The sequence below is a fragment of the Pseudomonas sp. MN1F genome (assembly GCF_009391885.1).
In the GTDB taxonomy this organism is placed as follows: domain Bacteria; phylum Pseudomonadota; class Gammaproteobacteria; order Pseudomonadales; family Pseudomonadaceae; genus Aquipseudomonas.
Genome location: NZ_VZII01000033.1, coordinates 1 through 22652, shown reverse-complemented (window position 1 = coordinate 22652; position 22652 = coordinate 1). Strand labels below are relative to the sequence as shown.

Genomic DNA, 22652 nt, shown 5'->3' with positions numbered 1-22652 from the left:
CGATCTGATGGCAGTGACGCCGGGCGGCCGATGTGGCCTGCTTTAACGGCGGATGTCATGCAGATGGGGGCTGCCCGGACGATTTCAAGGGCTTTTCCGGTTCGATCTTGAAATGCGCGCGGGCGGTGGCGATCGGCGACTGCCGGTCAGCCTGCCAGGCGGTGATTGCCACGTTGGTCACGCGCCGCCCCTGACGCCAGAGCTGGCACTGGGCGTAAGTGTCGCGAAAATGCCCGGCGCGCAGGTAGTCGATGGAGAAATCGATGATCTTCGGGATGCTCGCGCTCTCGCTGTAGATCAGCAGGTACAGGGCCGCGGAAAGCTCCATGAAGCCGGCGATGACGCCACCATGGATGGCCGGCAGCAACGGGTTGCCGATGTTGTCCTGGCTGGCCGGCAGGCGGAACAACAGGTCGTCGCCCTCGCGCTGGCACTCGATGCCGATCAGGCCGGCGTAAGGAATCAAGGCCAGCAAGGGGCCGTAGTCGCCAACCGCGTGTGCCGCATTCAACTGCTGGCGAACCTGTTCAGGGATCATGCCCCGCCCTCCTTGAGGCTGTTGCCGAAACGGATGCCCCCCTTGATCTCCTGGCCCAGGCGCATGAAGGTCCCCACCACATGGCAGATTGGCTGGTCAGGGTCGTCCTGATAGGCCGTGCCACGGGTGAAGATCACATCGCGGGTCACCCGATAGCACTGGGCATGGCCGTAGATCGGTTTACCCGGAGCAGCGGTGTGCATGTAGTCGATACGCAGATCCAGCGTCGGGCACACCTCGAAACGTGGCAGCACGCACAAGGTGGCCGTGCCACAAGTGGTATCCATCAACGTGGTCAACGCCCCACCGTGTACCGCCCCGGTCTGTGGGTTACCGACAATCGCCGGCGACCAGGGCATGACCAGGGTCATGCCGGCGTTGTCGGCAAAGGCAACGCGCATCTGCAACCGTTGGCAATGTTTCAATGCCGAGAGAAAACGTTCGGCCATGGCCAACAAGCTTTGATCGTTCATAGGCGAGCTCCGTAAGCACTGCCACCGCTGCATAAAATCAATAAAAAGTCTATATAGAACGGGGCGTTATATATCTGTAACCTTTGCGGAACTTCTTCCGCGTGATTGAACTCGAAGGAACAAGTCAATTATTCCACCAAGGAGAAACACCCCCATGCGTAAACCTTTTGCTTTTGCTCTGATGCTGGCTGCTGCCATGGGCCTGGCTGCTTGCGATAAAGCGAGCGAAGACAAAGCCCAAGACGCACAGCAACACGCCGAGCAAGCCCAGGAAAAGATGGGCGAAGCTCAGGATAAAATGAACGAAGCCGCCAAGGAAAACGCCGAAGCCGCCAAAGATCAGGCCGAAGCCGAGCAGAAGGCTGCCGAAGAGGCCGCCCCGGCTACTCCGGCGCCGGAAACCGCGCCTGCCACTCCGGCCGAACCTGCCAAGCAGTAATCGACCGAAACAAAAAAACCCGACAATGTCGGGTTTTTTTGTGCCTGCCTTTACTGGATTAAACGTTTCAGTTAATGCTACTGGAACTTTCCTTGAGTACTTCTGTCGGCGCACTTTCAGTGGGCGTGAACACCATGACGTCCAATACATCGGAATGGAACTCACGGCGATACAGAACCAACACCACGCCGACACTCACGACCATGAACAGCCAGGGGCTTATGAACCAGGTCAGCATGGCCATGCCGAAGTAATAAGAGCGCAGGCCAAAGTTGAACTGGTTGGCCGCCAGCGACAGCACCCGCGCAGCACGCGAAGCAAAAGCCTTGCGCTCCAGTTCGTTGACCTGGCGCTCACCAATCATCGGCGCGGAGCCCACCAGCACCGCGGCAAAGTTGTACTGACGCATGCACCAGCTGAAGGTGAAGAAGGCGTAGACGAAGACCATCGCCAGGCACAACAGCTTGATCTCCGACATGCCCTGGGACGCCTGCTGCACCAGCGGCAGGTCCGCAAGCAGCGACAGGGCACGATCCGAAGCACCCAGTACGGTGAGAATGCCGGCGAGGATGATCAGGGTACTGGAGGCGAAAAACGAGGCGTTGCGCTCCAGGTTGCCGATCACGCTGGCATCGGCGATGCGGTTGTCACGCAGCAACATGCGGCGCATCCAGTCTTCCCGGTACAGGTGCAGCACGCTGGCCAGGCACGCGGTGTCGCGGCCTTTCCAGATGGCATAGCGGGTGTAGCCGCCCCAGCAGAGGGCGAACCAGCAGACGGCCAGAAGGTTGTGGAGGTTGCTTTGGATAAAGTTCATGCAGGGTTCCCGAGGGCCAGGTGCACAAAGGATAGTGACCGGGTTTCGACGCCTGCAAGTGGCAAAAGGCACACCCTGAAACGAAAAAGCCCCGCATCCTTGCGGATACGGGGCTTTCGAGTCTCCACCCTTGGCGAGCACCCTACGGCTTGTGGCCGGTGCCGCCCTCAGGCTTCAACCTGTGCCTTCAGGCCAACGCTTCGCGCGGCTTGCCGAGCATGCGGTCACAGGCCACGGCACCCATCAGCGTCACCACCGAAGGCACCAGCCAGGCCAGGCCTTGATCGCTCAACGGCAGGTGCGCCAGCACGTCTGGCAGCACATGGGCAATGTCGCTGCCCTTGATCGCATCGACGATACCGAACACCAGCGACACCAGCATCACCGGCGCCAGGATACGGGTCGGCGAATTCCACAGGTCCTTCACGAAGCTCAGGCCCACCACCACGATGCACGGCGGATAGATGGCGGTCAGCACCGGGATCGAGAACATGATCAGCTTGGTCAGGCCCAGGTTGGAGATCAGCAGCGAGAAGCCTGCCAGGATCACCACCAGGGCACGGTACGACAGTGGCAGGACCTGGCTGAAGTACTCGGCACAGGCGCAGGTCAGGCCCACCGCAGTCACCAGGCACGCCAGGGCGATCAGCACGGCGAGGAAGCCACTGCCCAGCGAGCCGAAGGTGTGCTGCACATAGGCGTGCAGAACGGCTGCACCGTTGGTGGCATCGGCGGCAATGTCGTGGCTGGTGGCGCCCAGGCGGAACAGGCTGATGTACACCAGGGCCAGACCGACACCGGCGATCAGGCCGGCGATGATGGCATAGCGAGTGATCAGCTTCGGCGACTCGACACCGCGCGAGCGGATGGCGTTGACGATGACGATACCGAATACCAGGGCACCGAGGGTGTCCATGGTCAGGTAGCCATCGGAGAAGCCTTTGGAGAAGGCGGCGGCGGCATAGGCCGGCTGCGCTTCACCAATGGTCCCGGCCGGCAGCGCAAAGGCAGCGATGCCCAGCGCCGCCAGCGCGATGATCTTCAGCGGCGCAAGGAAGCGGCCGACAGTGTCGAGCAGCTTGCCCGGATACATGGACACGGCCAGTACCACGGCGAAGTACACCAGGCTGTAGATGAACAACGCAGTCGGGCTTTCACCGGTCAGCGGTGCCACGCCCACTTCGAACGACACGGTCGCCGTACGCGGCGTCGCGAACAGCGGGCCGACCGACAGGTAGCACACGGCCGCCAGCAGGCCACCGAAGAACTTGCCGATCGGGCTGCTCAGGGCGTCCATGCCGCCACCGACCTTGGCCAGGGCGACCACGGTGATGACCGGCAGGCCTACCGCAGTGACCAGGAAGCCCAGGGCCGCCATCCATACGTGCGGGCCAGACTGCAGACCGACGATAGGCGGGAAGATGATGTTGCCAGCGCCTACGAAAAGCGCAAACGTCATAAAGCCAAGCGCCAGGATATCCTGGCCTTTGAGAACTTTCATTTAAGGTAGTACCACACTGCTGAAATCGGGATTCGAGAGGGGATTTCCCTTTTGGATGAGGGAAATGCTGCCCGGCTTGGTAGGCCAGACCCGTTTAGCGTGTCGTTCCCTTTTGGGGTACGGGCACAGAGTGAGCGCGTAGATTAACCGTTTTACCCGGCAAACGCACTGGCACAGTGCTGCTTGTCCGATGTGCGTACATGTTTGTCGTCTATGTGACCGGGGACAGTAGGAATTATCCTCTGATTGAAACATTCGTCTGCGCGAAAATTCCTATCAAATCTATCGAAAAACCTAACTGCCTGTTCCAACTGCAAAAACGACAAAGGCCACCCGAAGGTGGCCTCTGTGCGCGTGGGGGGTGTAGCAGGTATTACTTCTTGGCTTCCCAGCCAGTCAGCTCGGCCAGAGCCTTGCCGATGTCAGCCAGGGAACGCACGGTCTTCACACCAGCGTCCTGCAGCGCAGCGAATTTCTCGTCCGCAGTGCCCTTGCCGCCGGAGATGATGGCGCCAGCGTGGCCCATGCGCTTGCCCGCAGGTGCGGTAACACCGGCGATGTAGGAAACGACTGGCTTGGTGACGTTGGCCTTGATGTAGGCCGCAGCTTCTTCTTCAGCCGAACCGCCGATCTCACCGATCATGACGATCGCTTCGGTCTTCGGGTCTTCCTGGAACAGCTTCAGGATGTCGATGAAGTTGGAGCCTGGGATCGGGTCGCCACCGATACCCACGCAGGTCGACTGGCCGAAGCCGGCGTCGGTGGTCTGCTTGACCGCTTCGTAGGTCAGGGTGCCGGAACGCGAAACGATACCGACCTTGCCTGGCAGGTGGATGTGGCCTGGCATGATGCCGATCTTGCACTCGCCCGGAGTGATCACGCCTGGGCAGTTAGGGCCGATCAGGGTCACGCCCAGCTCGTCGCACTTGACCTTGGCATCCAGCATGTCCAGGGTAGGAATGCCTTCGGTGATGCAGACGATCAGCTTGATGCCGCCGAAGGCTGCTTCCAGGATCGAGTCCTTGCAGAAAGGAGCCGGAACGTAGATGACCGAAGCGTCAGCGCCGGTGGCTTCTACGGCTTCTTTCACAGTGTTGAACACTGGCAGGCCCAGGTGGGTGGTGCCACCCTTGCCTGGCGTAACGCCGCCGACCATCTTGGTGCCGTAGGCGATGGCTTGTTCGGAGTGGAAAGTACCCTGCGAGCCGGTGAAGCCCTGGCAGATGACTTTGGTATCTTTATTGATCAGGACGCTCATTACTTGCCCTCCGCAGCTTTGACAACTTGTTGAGCAGCGTCGGTCAGGCTGGTGGCCGCAATGATGTTCAAACCGCTTTCTGCCAGTACTTTAGCGCCCAGTTCGGCGTTGTTGCCTTCAAGGCGAACCACAACCGGAACTTTCACGCCGACTTCTTTCACTGCACCGATGATGCCTTCGGCAATCATGTCGCAGCGAACGATGCCGCCGAAGATGTTGACCAGAACGGCCGCGACATTGCTGTCGGACAGAATGATCTTGAACGCTTCGGTAACGCGCTCTTTGGTAGCGCCGCCGCCCACATCGAGGAAGTTGGCTGGCTTGCCGCCGTGCAGGTTGACGATGTCCATGGTACCCATGGCCAGGCCGGCACCGTTGACCATGCAGCCGATGTTGCCTTCGAGGGCAACGTAGTTCAGTTCGAACTTGGCAGCGTGGGCTTCACGGGCGTCGTCCTGCGACGGGTCGTGGAAAGTCTTCAGCTTAGGCTGACGGTACATGGCGTTGGCGTCGATGTTGATCTTGGCATCGAGGCAGTGCAGGTCGCCGTCGGCCTTGATCACCAGCGGGTTCACTTCCAGCAGGGCCAGATCGTGATCCTTGAACAGCTTGGCCAGGCCAACGAAGATCTTGGCGAACTGTTGAACTTGCTTGCCTTCCAGGCCCAGCTGGAACGCCAGCTCACGACCCTGGAACGGCTGAGCGCCAACCAGTGGGTCGATGGTAGCCTTGAGGATCTTCTCAGGAGTGTCGTGCGCGACTTTCTCGATGTCCACGCCACCTTCGGTGGAAGCCATGAACACGATACGGCGGCTCGAACGATCCACTACAGCGCCCAGGTACAGCTCTTTGGCGATGTCAGTGCAGGATTCGACCAGAATCTTGGAGACGGGTTGACCGTTGGCATCGGTCTGGTAGGTAACCAGATTCTTGCCCAACCACTGTGCAGCGAACGCCTTGGCGTCTTCCTTGCTGCGAACCAGCTTGACGCCGCCCGCTTTGCCGCGACCACCTGCGTGAACCTGGGCTTTTACGACCCACTCGTTCCCGCCGATCTTGTCGCAGGCTTCTGCTGCAGCTTCAGGGGTGTCGACTGCGAAACCCTTGGAAACTGGCAGGCCGTATTCAGCGAACAGCTGCTTACCCTGATACTCGTGAAGATTCATGCTTTTTACCGTCTTCGTTAGGTACTGCGCTTCGGCGCTGCGCCATTGCTGGCGCCGCACCACCTGTGACCATTGACCCCGGGTTTTCCCGTGTAGTCCGGTCCGGCGGACGTTCCGCGGTGAGTCATGCACGCAAGACTCACGACGGGCAGCCCGCCGTGGTTTCTTATAATTAACGCTTCTTACGGTTGGCCACGTGAATGGCGCCGCCATTCACTGCCAGCGCTGCTTCATGCAACGCTTCGGACAGGGTTGGATGGCTGAAGACCATCATGCCCAGATCCTCGGCACTGGTGCCGAATTCCATTGCGATTGCGCCCTGCTGTACCAGTTCGGCAGCCGATGGGCCAATCACGTGAACACCCAGGACACGGTCGGTCTTGGCGTCGGCGATGACCTTGACGAAACCACCGGTATCGTTGGCTGCCATCGCACGGCCGCTGGCCGCGAACGGGAAGGTGCCTACGTTAACCTCAACACCCTCGGCCTTCAAGGCTTGTTCGGTCTTGCCGACCCACGCGATTTCCGGGTGGGTGTAGATGACCGACGGAATCAGGTCGTAGTTCATCTGGGCCTTGTGGCCCTTGATGCGCTCGACGACCATGATGCCCTCTTCCGAGGCCTTGTGCGCCAGCATCATGCCGCGTACCACGTCACCGATGGCGAACACGCCCGGTACGCTGGTAGCGCAGTAGTCGTCGACGAAGATGTAGCCACGCTCGTCGATGGTCACGCCGCTGTCGGCAGCCAGCAGATCAGTGGTCACCGGACGACGGCCGACCGCAACGATCAGCTTGTCGAAGGTGATCTTCTGCTCGCCTTCGGCGTTGGTGTAGGTCACTTCGACTTCGTTGCCGTTGACTTTCGAGCCGGTGACGCGGGCGCCCAGCTTGATGTCCAGGCCTTGCTTGGTCAGGGTCTTCTGGGCTTCTTTCGACACGGCGGTGTCGGCAGCCATCAGGAAGGTGTCCAGGGCTTCCAGGACGGTGACTTCAGCACCCAGGCGAGCCCATACCGAGCCCAGTTCCAGACCGATCACGCCAGCACCGATCACGCCCAGGCGCTTAGGTACCGACTGGAATTCCAGGGCGCCGGTGGAGTCGACGATGACGTTCTGGTCGACCGGAGCCGGCGGAATGTCGATCGGACGCGAGCCGGAAGCGAGGATCACGTTCTCGGCTTCGATGACTTCGGTGGTGCCGTCAGCCTTGGTGACTTCGACCTTCTTGCCAGCCAGCAGCTTGCCGTGGCCCTGGATCGAGGTAACGCCGTTGGCCTTGAACAGGGTGGCAACGCCACCGGTCAGGTTCTTGACGATGCCAGCCTTGCGGCCAACCATCGCGGCGACGTCCATCTTCACTTCGCCAGTGGAGATACCGTGGACGTTGAAGCTCTCTTTGGCTTCCTTGTACTTCCAGGAGCTGTCCAGCAGCGCCTTGGACGGAATGCAGCCTACGTTCAGGCAGGTGCCGCCCAGGGCCAGCTTGCCCTCGGCGTCGGTGTACTTCTCGATACAGGCAGTCTTCAGACCAAGTTGTGCGGCCTTGATGGCAGCAACATAGCCGCCAGGACCTGCACCGATTACCACTACGTCGAATTTCTGGGTCATAAAAGATTCCTTATCAGCTACAAGCTACAGGCCGCGGACCGCGCGGCACGGCTTCTCGCGAAGCCAGGGCCGGCACGGTACGCAGCCAGAGGGTTAGATGTCCAGCAGCAGGCGAGACGGATCTTCCAGCAGGTTCTTGATGGTGACCAGGAAGGTTACCGCTTCCTTGCCATCGATCAGGCGGTGATCGTAGGACAGTGCCAGGTACATCATCGGGCGGATAACCACTTGGCCATTGATGGCCATCGGACGCTGGATGATGTTGTGCATGCCGAGGATAGCGGCCTGCGGCGGGTTGACGATCGGGGTCGACATCATCGAACCGAAAGTACCGCCGTTGGTGATGGTGAAGGTACCACCGGTCATCTCTTCGATCGACAGCTTGCCGTCACGGGCCTTCTTGCCGAAGGTGGCGATGCCGTTCTCGATTTCAGCCAGGCTCATCGACTCGGCGTTACGCAGTACCGGCACCACCAGACCACGGTCGCTGGACACGGCAACGCCGACGTCGGCGAAGCCGTGGTAGACGATGTCGTTGCCGTCGATCGAGGCGTTGACAGCCGGGAAGCGCTTCAGGGCTTCGGTGGCAGCCTTGACGAAGAACGACATGAAGCCCAGGCGTACGCCATTGTGGGTCTTCTCGAACAGGTCCTTGTACTTCGAACGCAGGGCCATGACTTCGGTCATGTCGACTTCGTTGAAAGTGGTCAGCATGGCCATGTTCGACTGGGCTTCGACCAGACGCTCGGCGATCTTGGCGCGCAGACGGGTCATCGGCACGCGCTTCTCGGTGCGGTCGCCAGCGGCAACGACAACCGGGGCAGCAGCGGCAGCAGCAGGCTTGGCAGCAGGCGCTGGAGCCGACTTCTTGTTGGCGACGGCGGCAACGACGTCTTCCTTGGTGATGCGACCACCTTTGCCGGTGCCGGCAACGGTAGCCAGGTCGATACCGCTTTCTTCGGCCAGCTTGCGAGCGGCAGGCGCAGCGATCGGGTCGTCTTCACCAGCGTCGGCGGCGGCGGCAGCCGGAGCAGCAGCGGCCGGGGCAGCAGCTGGAGCAGCAGCGGCAGCACCACCTTCAACGATCGAACCCAGCACTTCGTCGGACAGGACGGTGTCGCCCTCGCCCTTGACGATCGCGCCCAGCACGCCATCGGCGGTGGCCAGCACTTCCAGGACGACCTTGTCGGTCTCGATGTCGACGATCAGCTCGTCACGCTTGACGGCGTCGCCCGGCTGCTTGTGCCAGGTGGCAACGGTGCCATCGGCAACCGATTCCGGGAAGGTTGGGGCTTTGATCTCGATAGCCATTATCTGTGTTTCCTTAAATTCGGTTTCAGGTGCGCGAAGGCATTAAACAGTGAAGGCGTCTTGCAGCAGTTTTTCCTGCTGTTCGGCGTGCTTCGATGCGTAACCACAGGCTGGCGCGGCGGAAGCGTCGCGGCCGGCGTATTCCAGGACCAGTGCCTTGTTGTGGCGGCCCAGGATACGGCGCATGTGGTGCTGACTGCTGTACCAGGCGCCCTGGTTCATCGGTTCTTCCTGGCACCAGACCGCATGCTTGAGGTTGGTGTATTGCGCCAGGATTTCGACCAGGTCGTCCTCAGGGAACGGATACAGCTGTTCCAGACGCAGGATCGCGATGTCTTCGCGGCCTTCGGCACGGCGTTTTTCCAGCAGGTCGTAGTAGACCTTGCCACTGCACAGGACCAGGCGTTCGACCTTGGCCGGATCGAGGGTGTCGATTTCCGGGATCACGGTCTGGAACGAGCCTTCTGCCAGGTCTTCCAGGGTCGAGATGGCCAGCTTGTGGCGCAGCAGCGACTTCGGCGTCAGAACCACCAGCGGCTTGCGCAGCGGGCGAATGACCTGGCGACGCAGCAGGTGGTAGATCTGTGCCGGGGTGGTCGGTACGCAGACCTGGATGTTGTGCTCGGCGCACAGCTGCAGGTAACGCTCCAGACGCGCGGAGGAGTGCTCCGGCCCCTGCCCTTCATAACCGTGCGGCAGCAGCATGGTCAGACCACACAGGCGGCCCCACTTGTGCTCGCCGCTGGTGATGAACTGGTCGATCACTACCTGGGCACCGTTGGCGAAGTCGCCGAACTGGGCTTCCCAGATCACCAGCGCGTTCGGCGTGGTGGTCGAGTAACCGTATTCGAATGCCAGTACGGCCTCTTCCGACAGGAAGGAGTCGTACAGGTCGAAACGCGGCTGGCCCGGGAACAGGTTCTTCAGCGGTACGTAGGTGCTGGCGTCCTTCTGGTTGTGCAGCACCGCGTGACGGTGCGAGAAGGTGCCACGGCCGATGTCCTGGCCGGTCATGCGGATCGGGTGACCTTCGAACTGCAGGGTGGCGTACGCCATGGTCTCTGCATAACCCCAGTTGATCGGCAAGCCACCGGCCTGCATCTTCTGACGGTCTTCGTAGATCTTCGCGACCTGACGCTGGACGACGAAGCCTTCCGGCAGTTCCAGCAGCTTGGCCGACAGGTCCTGCAGGGTCTTGAGGTCGAAGCGGGTGTCGTGACGCGCGGTCCAGGCATGGCCCAGGTACGGACGCCAGTCGACGAACAGCTCGCGGTTCGGCTCCTTGACCAGGCTCTTCACCACGTGCAGGCCATTGTCCAGGGCGTTGCGGTACTCGTCGATCTTGGCCTGAGCACGCTCGGCGTCGATGCGACCGGCCTGGATCAGCGAATCGGCATACAGCTCACGGGTGGTGCGCTGCTTGGTGATCTGCTGGTACATCAAAGGCTGGGTGCCGTTCGGCTCGTCGGCCTCGTTGTGGCCGCGACGACGGTAGCAGACCAGGTCGATGACCACGTCACGCTTGAACTGCATGCGGTAATCGATGGCCAGCTGAGTCACGAACAGCACCGCTTCCGGATCGTCACCGTTGACGTGCAGGATCGGCGCCTGAATCATCTTGGCGACGTCGGTGGCGTACTCGGTGGAACGTGCGTCCAGCGGGTTGCTGATGGTGAAACCAACCTGGTTGTTGATCACGATGTGCACGGTACCGCCGGTCTTGAAACCGCGGGTCTGCGACATCTGGAAGGTTTCCATGACCACGCCCTGGCCGGCGAACGCAGCGTCGCCGTGGATCGAGATCGGCAGAACCTTGTCACCCACGGTGTCGTTGCGACGGTCCTGACGGGCGCGCACCGAACCTTCCACCACTGGCGAGACGATTTCCAGGTGGGACGGGTTGAACGCCATGGCCAGGTGAACTTCGCCACCCGGGGTCATCACGTTGGAGGAGAAGCCCTGGTGATACTTCACGTCACCGGAGCCCAGCTCGTTCATCTTCTTGCCTTCGAACTCGTCGAACAGCTCGCGCGGGTTCTTGCCGAAGGTGTTGACCAGCACGTTCAGACGGCCGCGGTGGGCCATGCCGATCACGACTTCCTTGGTGCCATAGGAGCCGGAGCGCTGAATCATCTCGTCCAGCATCGGGATCAGGCTTTCGCCGCCCTCGAGGCCGAAACGCTTGGTGCCTGGGTACTTGGTGCCCAGGTACTTCTCGAGGCCTTCACCGGCGGTCACACGCTCAAGCAGGTGCGTCTGCACGTCGACCGAGAATTCCGGACGGCCGCGCACGCTTTCCAGGCGCTGCTGGAACCAGCTGCGCTGCTCGGAATCGACGATATGGGTGAACTCGGCGCCAATGGTGCGACAATATGTCTTCTGGAGCGCCTCGAAGATCTCGCGTAGGCTCGCTTCCTCCTTGCCAATGAACAGGTCGCCGGCACGGAAGGTCGTATCAAGATCGGCATTGGTCAAGCCGTAGTGATTGATCGACAGGTCTACAGGCGCAGGTCGCTGCCACAACCCCAACGGGTCGAGCTTGGCAGCCTGATGGCCGCGCATACGATAGGCCTGGATCAGTCGCAGAACTTCAACCTGCTTCTTCTCGTGTTCTGTGCTCACGCTCCCGGCGGAAACCGGTTGGGCGCGGCGCTGGTTCTTTGCCAGCAGTACGAAATGGTCGCGGATCGTCGAGTGCGATACATCGGTAGCGGTGCTGCCGTCGGCTGGCAACTTCTGGAAGTAAGTGCGCCACTCTTCTGGCACAGCGTTAGGGTCGTGCAGGTAGAGCTCGTAGAGCTCTTCCACATATGCAGCGTTACCACCTGAAAGGTGGGCGCTATCCCACATGCGCTGCATCACGCTTTCTTGCATGCTTGGTCACCCTCGGTTAGGGGACTGATCGGCGAGAGCCACAGCAAACCTGGAAAAGTCCGAATAAAGCGACTGAACCACGCCACTTGGATCCTGCTGATTTTCCGGGTACCAGCCCGGAAAGCCCCTGCTGGTCTCATATCTTCATAGGTATCGAGCGCGGGCTTTGTGGGCCCTTGCTCAGGTTTTACCTCAGTGCGGGCTCACCACCCGCACCTCGGCTTACTGCAGTTACAACGCTTTGTATCAGGTGCCGCTTTGCAGCAGCATGTTACGTACGTGGCCGATTGCCTTGGTCGGGTTCAGACCCTTCGGGCAAACGTTGACGCAGTTCATGATCCCGCGGCAGCGGAATACGCTGAACGGGTCATCCAGGGACGCCAGGCGCTCCTGGGTCTTGGTATCACGGCTGTCGGCCAGGAAGCGGTAGGCCTGCAGCAGAGCAGCGGGGCCCAGGAACTTGTCCGGGTTCCACCAGAACGACGGGCAGGAGGTCGAGCAGCAAGCGCACAGGATGCACTCGTACAGGCCGTCCAGCTTGTCACGCTCTTCTGGCGACTGCAGACGCTCGATGGCCGGAGCCGGCGTGTCGTTCTGCAGGAATGGCTTCACCTTCTCGTACTGCTTGTAGAAGATGCTCATGTCGACCACCAGGTCACGAATGACCGGCAGGCCAGGCAGCGGGCGCAGAACCAGCTTGTTGCCCTTGACCACAGCCGACAGCGGAGTGATGCAGGCCAGGCCGTTCTTGCCGTTCATGTTCATGCCATCGGAACCGCAAACGCCTTCACGGCACGAGCGACGGTACGAGAAGCCCTCGTCCTTTTCCTTGATCAGCGCCAGCACGTCCAGAACCATCAGGTCCTTGCCGCCGGTATCGACGTCGAACGACTCCATCTTGGGGGCCGAGTCGGTGTCGGGGTTGTAGCGATAAACTTCGACTTTCAACATAGCAGCCACCCTTAGTAAGTCCGGATTTTTGGCTCGAAGGCCGGAACGGTCTTCGGCGCAAAGTTGACGCCACGCTTGGCAACGCGCTTCTCACCCGGGTAGTACAGGGTGTGGCACAGCCAGTTTTCGTCGTCACGGTCTTCGAAGTCTTCACGGGCGTGAGCGCCGCGGGACTCTTTACGGGCTTCGGCCGCAATGGCGGTAGCTTCGGCGACTTCCAGCAGGTTCTGCAGCTCCAGCGCTTCGATACGCGCGGTGTTGAAGGCCTGGGACTTGTCGTTGATCTTGACGTTGGCGATGCGCTCACGCAGGCCGGCCAGCTGCTCGATACCCTTCTGCATGTATTCGCCAGTACGGAATACACCGAAGTAGTTCTGCATGCAGCTCTGCAGCTCGCGCTTCAGGCTGGCAACGTCTTCACCGGAAGTACGCTCGTTGAGCTTGTTCAGGCGGTTCAGGGCAACATCGATGTCGGTGTCGCTGGCGTCGAGGTGCTCGATGCCGTCGCTCAGCGCCTTCTCCAGGTGCAGGCCGGCAGCACGGCCGAACACCACCAGGTCGAGCAGCGAGTTACCGCCCAGGCGGTTGGCGCCGTGGACCGATACGCACGCCACTTCACCTACGGCGAACAGGCCAGGAATGATGTGATCCTTGCCTTCTTCGTCCATGGTGATGGCCTGGCCATGAATGTTGGTGGCTACGCCGCCCATCATGTAGTGGCAGGTTGGAACGACCGGCACCGGCGCGACCACTGGGTCGACGTGGGCGAAGGTCTTGGACAGTTCGCAGATACCTGGCAGGCGGCTGTGCAGCACTTCCTCGCCCAGGTGGTCCAGCTTCAGCAGTACGTGGTCCTTGTTCGGGCCCACGCCATTGCCGGCGATGATTTCCTTGACCATGGAACGGGCAACCACGTCGCGGCCAGCCAGGTCTTTCGCGTTTGGCGCGTAACGCTCCATGAAGCGCTCACCATGGGCGTTGATCAGGTAACCACCTTCACCGCGGCAACCTTCGGTGACCAGTACACCAGCGCCGGCGATGCCGGTCGGGTGGAACTGCCACATCTCGATGTCCTGTACCGGCACGCCTGCACGCAGGGCCATGCCGATACCGTCACCGGTGTTGATCAGGGCGTTGGTGGTGGACGCGTAGATACGGCCCGCACCGCCAGTGGCCAGAACGGTGGCCTTGGACTTGATGTACATGGTTTCGCCGGTTTCGATGCAGATCGCGATCACACCGACGAAGGCGCCTTCCTGGTTCTTCACCAGGTCAACGGCGTAGTACTCGTTGAGGAAGGTGGTACCGGCTTTCAGGTTGCCCTGGTACAGGGTGTGCAGCAGCGCGTGACCGGTACGGTCGGAAGCGGCACAGGTACGGGCGGCCTGGCCACCTTTACCGAAGTCCTTGGACTGGCCACCGAACGGACGCTGGTAGATACGGCCGGTTTCGGTACGCGAGAACGGCAGGCCCATGTGGTCCAGCTCGAAGACCGCAGCCGGGCCTTCCTGACACATGTATTCGATAGCGTCCTGGTCACCGATGTAGTCGGAACCCTTGACGGTATCGTACATGTGCCAGCGCCAGTCGTCGTTCGGGTCGGCCGAGGCGATGGCGCAGGTGATGCCGCCCTGGGCGGACACCGTGTGCGAACGGGTCGGGAAGACCTTGGTGACTACGGCAGTCTTGTGACCGCCCTGGGCCAGCTGCAGCGCTGCGCGCATGCCGGCGCCGCCGCCACCGATGATGATGGCGTCGAAGGAAATGGTTGGAATGCTAGCCATGGATCAGATACCCCAGAGAATCTGCACACCCCAGACGAAGTAAGCGAACATCGCAACGCCGCATACCGCCTGGAACAGGAAACGAATCGCAGTCGCCGACTTGCCGAACGACATCGGCGTCAGGTAGTCGGTGGCGATGGTCCACATGCCGACCCAGGCGTGAGCGCCCAGGGCAACGAGGGCCAGCAGACTGAAGATCCGCATCGCGTTGTTGGAGAACAGACCATGCCACTGGGTGTAGTCGATGCCTGGGTGGCAGACCACGTAGCCGATCAGGAAAATGAAGTAAGCCGCGAGAACGACCGCCGATACGCGCTGCGCCATCCAGTCATAGAGGCCCGAACGCGACAGGTTCGTGACATTGGTTACCATACCCAAACTCCCACCAGAACGATCAGCACCACGGAGATGACGATCACGATTTTCGAGCCCAGCTTGCCGCCTTCCAGCGTCTCACCGATGCCCATGTCCATGATCAGGTGGCGTACACCTGCCACGAGGTGATAAAGCAGGGCGGACAACAGGCCCCAGGTCACGAACTTGGCCAGCGGGCTGGTCAGACACGCCTTCACCTCACCGAAGCCTTCCTCGGAACCCAGCGACTTGCCCAGTGCATAAAGCATGATGGCAAGACCGAGGAACAGGATGACGCCGGAGATACGGTGGAGAATGGACGTGTACGCAGTGACAGGAAGCTTGATGGTCCTTAGGTCTAGGTTTACAGGTCGTTGGCTTTTCACGGCTTTTTTCACACTGAAGAGCCCCTAGCGAATCAGGGCAAAGTTGTTGGTAAGTGTACTGGTCAGGTACCCACCACCCAGGGAACGGCGACCCCCAGCAGTTCGGGCTTGCAAGCCCCTGGGAGTCGGGTGCCGAGTATAGACAGTTAGGCTGCTTATGACAACGTGACGGGGTAGCCCAAATAGCGGATTGCCTTTAGCGAGCAAAAGGCGTAAATGGGCGAGAAATTCGTGAAAAATCAGCCCTTGAAGGCCGTTTCAACCAGCCTTTAGGCAAATTGACATTCGAATTTACTTCTCTATAGTGGTGCGGGCCCTGCGTGGGGGGCTGTCTGATGATTTCAAGCATTAATAGGAGGCCACATGGCTGACAAAAAAGCGCAGTTGGTCATCGAGGGCGCTGCCCCCGTCGAGCTGCCCATTTTAACCGGCACCGTTGGTCCTGATGTAATCGACGTCCGCGGGTTGGGGGCCACTGGTCACTTCACCTTCGACCCTGGTTTCATGGCGACCGCCTCGTGCGAGTCGAAGATCACCTACATCGACGGCGACAAGGGCGTGCTGCTGCACCGCGGCTACCCGATCGAACAGCTCGCCGAGCAATCGGATTACCTGGAAACCTGCTACCTGCTGCTCAACGGCGAACTGCCGAATGCCGAGCAAAAGGCCCAGTTCGTCAGCACCGTCAAGAACCACACCATGGTTCACGAGCAGCTGAAGTCCTTCTTCAACGGTTTCCGCCGCGACGCTCACCCGATGGCGGTGATGTGCGGTGTGGTTGGCGCCCTGTCGGCGTTCTACCACGACTCCCTGGACATCAATAACCCGCAACACCGCGAAATCTCCGCGGTGCGCCTGGTCGCCAAGATGCCGACCCTGGCCGCGATGGTTTACAAGTACTCCATGGGCCAGCCGATGATGTATCCGCGCAACGACCTGTCGTACGCGGAAAACTTCCTGCACATGATGTTCAACACCCCGTGCGAGATCAAACCGATCAGCCCGGTGCTGGCCAAGGCAATGGACCGGATCTTCATCCTCCACGCCGACCACGAGCAGAACGCCTCCACTTCCACCGTGCGCCTGGCAGGTTCTTCGGGTGCCAACCCGTTCGCCTGTATCGCTGCCGGTATCGCCGCACTGTGGGGCCCGGCCCACGGCGGTGCGAACGAAGCGGTGCTGACCATGCTCGATGAAATTGGCGATGTTTCGAACATCGACAAGTACATCGCCAAGGCCAAGGACAAGAACGACCCGTTCAAGCTGATGGGCTTCGGTCACCGTGTCTACAAGAACCGTGACCCGCGCGCCACCGTGATGAAGAAGACCTGCGACGAAGTGCTGGGCGAGCTGGGCATCAAGAACGATCCACAGCTGGAACTGGCCATGCGCCTGGAAGAGATCGCCCTGACCGATCCGTACTTCATCGAGCGCTCGCTGTACCCGAACGTCGACTTCTACTCGGGCATCATCCTGAAGGCGATCGGCATTCCGACCAGCATGTTCACCGTGATCTTCGCCCTGGCACGCACTGTCGGCTGGATCTCGCACTGGAAAGAAATGCTCTCCAGCCCGTACAAGATTGGCCGCCCTCGCCAGCTGTACACCGGCGAACTGCAGCGCGACATCGTCGAGCTGAAGGACCGCAAGTAAGCTTTACCAGCCGAACGCAAAAAGGCTGCCCCAGGGCAGCCTTTTTTATTGCCGGTGAGCCGAACTCAGTTGTTCTCGGCCCGCTCGCGCAACGCCTTGAGGGTATTGAACGGCGAATCGACCACGAACTTGTTGGCGATCATCGAGGGCACGCTGCCACCAGGCTCGGTGTGTACCTGATAGGTCACTTCGGTACTGTCACCCTTGGGCACCAGCTTCCAGAAACCCTCCACCTTCGCTACCCGGACAAAGCCCTTCTCTTCCGGGATATACGTTGGCAGTTCTTTGAGGCTTCGCGTCAGGCTGCCATCCGCGCCTTTGACCGTGGTCACGAGCAGCACCGAGTCCCGAGGCGTCACCGGCCACGGCGTATTGAACTGGGTGTAGGTCCAGCTCTGGTCGCCTTCCTGCTTGAGCAGTTTCTGCAACTTGCACTCGTGAATCCACTTGCAAGCCCCGACCGCGTCTTCCTGCAACGCCTGGACCTTGGCCAGCGGCGCCTTGATCAGGGTCACGCCCTGGTAGGCCTTGTACTTGGAGCCCGGCACCTCACTGAGCGAGACCTTGATCCCCTCCTCGTCCTTGGCCACCTGCCAGTTTTCGGCCCAGGCAGCCGGCGCCAGCAGGACACCCATGCCACACAGCAGTGCAATACGCTTGAACGATCTCATCATGTTTATCCTTGTTGTCGAAGATCCAGCCTCTCACGCCGCCGTTATCTGCTCCCACCAGCCAAGAATCCTGATCGCTTCGTCGCGGTCATTGCCGCACACCTCGATATCCGCCTTGAAACCGCCACACACCGCCGGCCGCTCGGGCTTGCCGAACAGGTCGCAGAGGTTTTGTGCAGTCAGGTGCAGACAGCGCTCGCCCGCCGGCTTGCCCTGAGGCATGCGCGGCATCGCCGAGCTGATGGACGGGGCAATGCAGCAGGCACCACACCCCTCACGACAATTCATGGCCAAATCAGGACCCCCTGGAACAAAACGGGACGATCGTCCCTGGATAGTAACCGCTCAAACATACGTTTGAAATTGCTGGCCCGATGAAATCTGCCGTGACCCAGCAGTCAGTTGAGCCTGCTCAATTGCGGAACTCGAACTCGATGGCCGCGCCTTCCACCTCACGGCGGCTTTCGTTGCGCAGTTGCAGCTGCATCTCGTTGCTGATCAAACGGCCGTTGAGTTGAAACGGACTGTCGCTGGTTTCCGGTTTTTCCGTGAACATGGCGGGCAGCAAAGGTTTGCGGCGAGTCGCAGGATCGCCCACTTCAGGCTCAAGACCCTTGACCATGTCGGCCGGCAGGCTCAGGTCGAGCTTGGCCTTGGGCAACGGCTGCGAGACCACCTTGCTGGCCGGCTTGGCTTTGGGCTTCGGCTTGGCTTTGGCCTTGCTGGCAGCCGGCTTGGCCTTTGCTGCCGGCGTTGCTGGCACCTTGCCTGCTGCCTTGTCATGCCCCGCCTGCACCTGGGTAGCAGGCTGCGCAGCGTAAGCCACACCACCAGGCAGGCAGAACGGGGCAATACAGATAATCAGGGCAGCAGTTCGCAACAGGTTCATGAACATCGACAGGCAGGCGGGGGCTGGAAAAGTGCGTATGCTCCCCGTTCCGCCCGCCGCTGGCAAGCCTACATAAGCGAGGGCTGCGATTCTCGGCATAATTGCTGGGCCAACAGGCCGAGCGTGATGACCGCCCGCTCTGCCTCCTTGTTCCAGGGAATGCCGCAGTTGAGCCGGATGCAGTGGTTGAACTGTTCGGTATTACTGAAGATCAGCCCGGGCGCGATACTGATGCCCTGCTCCAGTGCACGCACATGCAACTCCTGGGTATTGACCCGCCCCGGCAGGCTGACCCAAAGGATGAAACCGCCGGTCGGCCGGGTCATCTGAGTCCCTTCCGGGAAGTGCTGCTGTACCGCCAGTTGGTAGGCACTGAGGTTCTTGCGATACTCCTGGCGGATATAGCGCAGATGCCGGTCGTAGCCACCGTTCTCCAGGTACGCCGCCACGCCCATCTGCGTCACGCTGCACGCCGAGTGGGTGGTGAAGGTCTGCAGGCGCTGGATTTCATCCTGATAACGCCCCGCCACCATCCAGCCGACCCGCACGCCGGGTGAAAGGGTCTTGGAAAAGCTCGAACAATAGATAACCCGGTCCAGCCGGTCGAAGGCCTTGAGCGCCTTGGTCTTGCCCTGCTCGAACATCAACTCGCCGTAGATGTCGTCCTCGACGATCTGGATATCGAAGTCCGACGCCAGGCGCAACAGTTGCTTCTGACGCTCTTCAGGCACGGTGCCGCCCAGTGGATTGCTCAGGCGTGTGGTCAGCACCAAGGCCTTGATCGACCACTGGTTGGCGGCCAGCTGCAAAGCTTCAAGGCTGATGCCGGTAGACGGGTCACTGGGGATCTCGATCACCTTCAACCCCAGCAGGTCCGCCAACTGCAGGAGCCCGTAATAGGTCGGCGACTCGGCCGCGATCAGGTCACCCGGGCGGGTCAGCACCCGCAGCGACATCTGCAGGGCATCGACACAGCCATGGGTGACGATCACCTCACGCGGGTCGACCAGCACACCAGCGTCACGCATGCGGATCGCGATCTGCCGGCGCAGTGGCTCGAAACCAGGGCTGAACATGTAGCTGAAGGCACGCGGGCTGTGAAAGCGAGTGACCTTGGCGATCTGCTGGTGCAGGGCACGCACTGGCAGATAGTCGACGTGCGGCACAGCGGCGCCGAACGGGAACACGCCATCGCGACGCGCCTCGGTCAACACCTGCTGGATGATGCTGGCACGGGTGACCAGACCGGGGCGCTCGACCCGGGCGATATCCGGCGTCTGCGCGGTCAGGGCGGGCGTCTGATGCACGTAGTAGCCCGACTGTGGCCGGGCACGGATCAGCCCCTGATCCTCGAGATTGGCGTAGGCCTGCAACACCGTGGCATGGCTGACGTTGAGCTGGGCGCTCATCTTGCGCACAGACGGTACGCGCTCGCCTGGCTGGTAGACACCGCGACGGATGTCATCGGCCAGTTGCTGGGCGATACGCTGGTACAACAGCAGGTTGGTCATGGCGAAATCTCGACACGCGGCACGTTATTCTTGTACGACTCGTTGACGGTAGAGCATACCGTAACAGTTGCAAAGTGTACTGGGACAGATTGCAGGCCAATCAACAATACAGCTACGTGACACCGGTCGAAACGATTAATCCGTGCAGGCCGACGAAAAGCGGGGCTGCCTCACAGCCCCTTCTTCAATGACTTCAGCGCGCAGGTGCGAGTCGCCCCTTGTCGTCGGAGAACACGATTTCCACGCGGCGATTCTGCGCCCTGCCCCGCTCTGAAGCATTGGCCTCGATCGGATACTGGTCGCCATAGCCTTCGACCTGCAGGCGCTTTTCATCGATGCCCAGGTCAACCAGCATGTCAGCCACCGACTGGGCACGATCGCGTGACAGCGTGAGATTGTCCTCAGGCGTACCCGTGCTGTCGGTATAGCCTTCGATCCGCACCACGCGACGCGGATTAAGCTGGAGGAACTGCACCAGCTTGAGCACGGTGCGGCTGGCCGAGTTCTTCAGGTCGGCACTGCCGGTGTCGAACAGCACATCGCTCAGGGTCATCACCAGGCCTCGATCGGTCTGCTCCGAGGCCAGCGCGGCAATCTGGCTCTCTACCCATTTGCCCTGCTGCTGCACACTGGCCTGCTTGGCCTCACGCAGGGCCAGTTGCAGACGCTGGCGTTCGAGGTCGAGCTTGGCCCGACGCTCCTCGCTCAGCGCCAGCTTGGCATGTTCGCTGGCAATCTCGCTGTAGCGCTGGCTCAGGTAGGCATAATGGCGCACGTCGCTGCCGGTACCGATGTAGCCAGAAAGGCGCTCGGCACGGGACAGCGACTCACCGGCACGGATCACGTCACGCGGGGCGCTGCGCAGCACGTCGGCATCGTCCTTGACCTTCTGGAAGGCCGCGGTCGCGTCATCCAGCGCCGCCGAACTGCGCTGACTGGCACAACCCTGCAAGCCAGCCGTCAGCACCAACAGCGCCAGCGCGGCTTTCGCATTGAGGCGCATCATGGCTGCACCTCCAGTTGCTTGCGCAGGCGCTTGACCCGTGTCTGCAGCAACTGAAGCTGCTCTTCGCTCTTCTGGTTCAGCACCTGCGCCTCGGCCAGGCGGGCATCCAGCTCGGCCTGTTCAGCACGCATGCGGGCGTCGCGGTAGTCTTCGGTCAGCATGTTGGTCTTGGCCCGGGCGAACTTGTCTTCGGCCAGCTTCAGCGCCTCGACCTGGTCGGTGGCACCGACTGCCTTGGCCTGCTCCAGCGCCTGCTCGGAAATTCGCATCTGCTCATTGGGCGCCGGGTCGCTGGCGCAGCCAGCCAGGCCGAGCATGGCCACGGCCAGGATAAGGGATTGGGTTCTCACGCACTCTTCCTAATGTTTTGGGGCGTCCGCCTGCACTTGCATCTGCGCTTTCCAACGCTCGACATTACGTTGCAGCACGGCTTCGGACGCACCGGAGATCGGCAATTCTGTCAGCTTTTTCGACAATTGCCCACGCAACCAGGCGTCATTGCAAGCCGAATTGTGCGACACGGCCAGGTACAGGCCTGGGCGGTCAACCGGCAAGCCGCGGGCGATGAGGTTGTTGCTCATGCCCAGGCCTTGGGTCATGGCCATGCCCGAGTAACGCCCGGCCAATACATAATCGACCTGGCCCAGCACCAGTTTCTGGAAGGCCTGGGTGAGGTTCTGCGCTGGCACCAGCTTCAGCTGGGCCTTGGCGAAGGCAGTGAATGCCGGGGTCAGGCGCGCACGCTCGGACAGGCTGCCCTGGTACTTGGCCAGGTCGGCCGGGCCGTCGAACTCCAGCGTCGCGTCATGGCGCGTCCAGACCAGGTATTCATTGAGCTGCAAGGCCGGGTGGATGTAATCCAGCGCCGTCAGTTGCTCCACCTGCATGGGGGTGTCGAGCAGCACGTCCATGCGCCCACTGCGCACCTCCTCCAGCGCCTGATCGCGCCGACCGGCACTGAGCACCTCGACTTTCACGCCCAATTCGCCGAGGACCTGGCGCAACAGGTCGACATTGGCGCCGATCAGGTGTTTCGGGTCTTTCGGGTCCTGCCAGGAGTACGGCGGTGCGTCCGGGCTGCCAGTTGCCACCAGCCGCTCGCACTTGCCTGCCGCCATCACCACCGGCGAGAGCAACGCCACCATGCATGCCAGCACCCTGCCCGCTTCGCGCAACACCATCCTTCACTCCTTGCCCGGCAACAAAAAAAGCCCGGCCCTCAGTGCGAGGGCCGGGCTTCTTTATAAGTGAAGCAGGCAGATCAGACCAGCTTTTCCAGCTCTGGAACGGCCTCGAAGAGGTCGGCAACCAGGCCGTAGTCCGCTACCTGGAAGATCGGCGCTTCTTCGTCCTTGTTGATCGCCACGATCACTTTGGAATCCTTCATGCCGGCCAGGTGCTGGATCGCGCCGGAGATACCGACGGCGATGTACAGCTGTGGCGCAACGATCTTGCCGGTCT

The 22652-nt window shown here is 61.0% G+C and carries 23 protein-coding genes; 2 read left to right on the top strand and 21 right to left on the bottom strand.

Annotation, left to right across the window (positions count from 1 at the left end; genetic code table 11):
- Positions 1-55 precede the first annotated feature (55 nt).
- Positions 56-538, bottom strand: a complete 483-nt coding sequence (locus tag F6X59_RS16870) for a PaaI family thioesterase (RefSeq protein WP_152957200.1) — start codon at positions 536-538, stop codon at positions 56-58.
- Positions 535-1011 carry a PaaI family thioesterase gene (locus tag F6X59_RS16865; RefSeq protein ID WP_152957199.1) on the bottom strand — a complete coding sequence of 159 codons (477 nt, stop codon included), beginning with the start codon at positions 1009-1011 and terminating at the stop codon, positions 535-537. The genes F6X59_RS16870 and F6X59_RS16865 overlap by 4 nt, the downstream gene beginning before the upstream one ends.
- A gap of 154 nt (positions 1012-1165) precedes the next feature.
- Between F6X59_RS16865 and F6X59_RS16860 the strand changes: the two genes are divergently transcribed.
- Positions 1166-1450, top strand: coding sequence for a hypothetical protein (locus F6X59_RS16860; protein ID WP_152957198.1), 285 nt, complete (start codon positions 1166-1168; stop codon positions 1448-1450).
- 67 nt (positions 1451-1517) lie between these two features.
- Here F6X59_RS16860 and F6X59_RS16855 read toward each other — a convergent pair whose 3' ends face one another.
- The 11 genes from F6X59_RS16855 to sdhC all read right to left on the bottom strand — a co-directional run bounded on the left by F6X59_RS16855 (position 1518) and on the right by sdhC (position 15473).
- Positions 1518-2267 carry a DUF599 domain-containing protein gene (locus F6X59_RS16855; RefSeq protein WP_152957197.1) on the bottom strand — a complete coding sequence of 250 codons (750 nt, stop codon included), beginning with the start codon at positions 2265-2267 and terminating at the stop codon, positions 1518-1520.
- Between the two features lie 187 nt (positions 2268-2454).
- Positions 2455-3768 carry a branched-chain amino acid transport system II carrier protein gene (brnQ, locus tag F6X59_RS16850; protein ID WP_152957196.1) on the bottom strand — a complete coding sequence of 438 codons (1314 nt, stop codon included), beginning with the start codon at positions 3766-3768 and terminating at the stop codon, positions 2455-2457.
- Positions 3769-4141: 373 nt separating this feature from the next.
- Positions 4142-5026 (bottom strand): succinate--CoA ligase subunit alpha, encoded by an 885-nt coding sequence (gene sucD, locus F6X59_RS16845; protein WP_016393102.1) that lies wholly within the window; start codon positions 5024-5026, stop codon positions 4142-4144.
- The gene (gene sucC, locus F6X59_RS16840; protein WP_028632226.1) at positions 5026-6192 is read right to left on the bottom strand and encodes an ADP-forming succinate--CoA ligase subunit beta; all 1167 of its coding nucleotides are present in this window, start codon (positions 6190-6192) and stop codon (positions 5026-5028) included. The genes sucD and sucC overlap by 1 nt, the downstream gene beginning before the upstream one ends.
- Positions 6193-6364: 172 nt before the next feature.
- Entirely contained in the window at positions 6365-7801 is a 1437-nt protein-coding gene (gene lpdA / locus F6X59_RS16835) for a dihydrolipoyl dehydrogenase (protein WP_152957195.1), read from the bottom strand.
- Between the two features lie 93 nt (positions 7802-7894).
- Positions 7895-9112, bottom strand: a complete 1218-nt coding sequence (odhB, locus tag F6X59_RS16830; RefSeq protein ID WP_152957194.1) for a 2-oxoglutarate dehydrogenase complex dihydrolipoyllysine-residue succinyltransferase — start codon at positions 9110-9112, stop codon at positions 7895-7897.
- Between the two features lie 42 nt (positions 9113-9154).
- Entirely contained in the window at positions 9155-11986 is a 2832-nt protein-coding gene (locus F6X59_RS16825) for a 2-oxoglutarate dehydrogenase E1 component (protein WP_152957193.1), read from the bottom strand.
- A 246-nt stretch (positions 11987-12232) separates the two neighbouring features.
- A complete protein-coding gene (locus F6X59_RS16820; protein ID WP_152957192.1) occupies positions 12233-12937 on the bottom strand; it encodes a succinate dehydrogenase iron-sulfur subunit in 705 nt (234 codons plus the stop codon).
- Positions 12938-12948: 11 nt separating this feature from the next.
- The gene (sdhA, locus tag F6X59_RS16815; RefSeq protein WP_060512814.1) at positions 12949-14721 is read right to left on the bottom strand and encodes a succinate dehydrogenase flavoprotein subunit; all 1773 of its coding nucleotides are present in this window, start codon (positions 14719-14721) and stop codon (positions 12949-12951) included.
- Between the two features lie 3 nt (positions 14722-14724).
- Complete coding sequence (gene sdhD / locus F6X59_RS16810; RefSeq protein ID WP_027921320.1) at positions 14725-15093, bottom strand: succinate dehydrogenase, hydrophobic membrane anchor protein; 369 nt, start codon at positions 15091-15093, stop codon at positions 14725-14727.
- Positions 15087-15473 carry a succinate dehydrogenase, cytochrome b556 subunit gene (gene sdhC, locus F6X59_RS16805; protein ID WP_012315350.1) on the bottom strand — a complete coding sequence of 129 codons (387 nt, stop codon included), beginning with the start codon at positions 15471-15473 and terminating at the stop codon, positions 15087-15089. The genes sdhD and sdhC overlap by 7 nt, the downstream gene beginning before the upstream one ends.
- Before the next feature lie 351 nt (positions 15474-15824).
- Between sdhC and gltA the strand changes: the two genes are divergently transcribed.
- Entirely contained in the window at positions 15825-17114 is a 1290-nt protein-coding gene (gltA, locus tag F6X59_RS16800) for a citrate synthase (RefSeq protein WP_054884059.1), read from the top strand.
- Positions 17115-17179: 65 nt separating this feature from the next.
- On the opposite strand, the gene F6X59_RS16795 is transcribed toward gltA, so the two are convergent.
- The 8 genes from F6X59_RS16795 to F6X59_RS16760 form a co-directional block, all read right to left on the bottom strand.
- Entirely contained in the window at positions 17180-17785 is a 606-nt protein-coding gene (locus tag F6X59_RS16795) for an START domain-containing protein (protein WP_152957224.1), read from the bottom strand.
- A gap of 33 nt (positions 17786-17818) precedes the next feature.
- Positions 17819-18073, bottom strand: a complete 255-nt coding sequence (locus F6X59_RS16790; RefSeq protein ID WP_152957191.1) for a YkgJ family cysteine cluster protein — start codon at positions 18071-18073, stop codon at positions 17819-17821.
- A 124-nt stretch (positions 18074-18197) separates the two neighbouring features.
- Positions 18198-18674: a hypothetical protein gene (locus F6X59_RS16785; protein ID WP_152957190.1), complete on the bottom strand. Its 477-nt coding sequence runs from the start codon at positions 18672-18674 to the stop codon at positions 18198-18200.
- Between the two features lie 68 nt (positions 18675-18742).
- The gene (locus F6X59_RS16780; RefSeq protein WP_152957189.1) at positions 18743-20185 is read right to left on the bottom strand and encodes a PLP-dependent aminotransferase family protein; all 1443 of its coding nucleotides are present in this window, start codon (positions 20183-20185) and stop codon (positions 18743-18745) included.
- Between the two features lie 193 nt (positions 20186-20378).
- Positions 20379-21191: an OmpA family protein gene (locus F6X59_RS16775; RefSeq protein WP_152957188.1), complete on the bottom strand. Its 813-nt coding sequence runs from the start codon at positions 21189-21191 to the stop codon at positions 20379-20381.
- A complete protein-coding gene (locus F6X59_RS16770) occupies positions 21188-21541 on the bottom strand; it encodes a DUF4398 domain-containing protein (protein ID WP_372240422.1) in 354 nt (117 codons plus the stop codon). The genes F6X59_RS16775 and F6X59_RS16770 overlap by 4 nt, the downstream gene beginning before the upstream one ends.
- A gap of 9 nt (positions 21542-21550) precedes the next feature.
- Entirely contained in the window at positions 21551-22372 is an 822-nt protein-coding gene (locus tag F6X59_RS16765; protein ID WP_152957187.1) for an ABC transporter substrate-binding protein, read from the bottom strand.
- 80 nt (positions 22373-22452) lie between these two features.
- The coding region (locus tag F6X59_RS16760; protein WP_218572253.1) for an FAD-binding protein at positions 22453-22652 on the bottom strand (200 nt) is incomplete at its 5' end.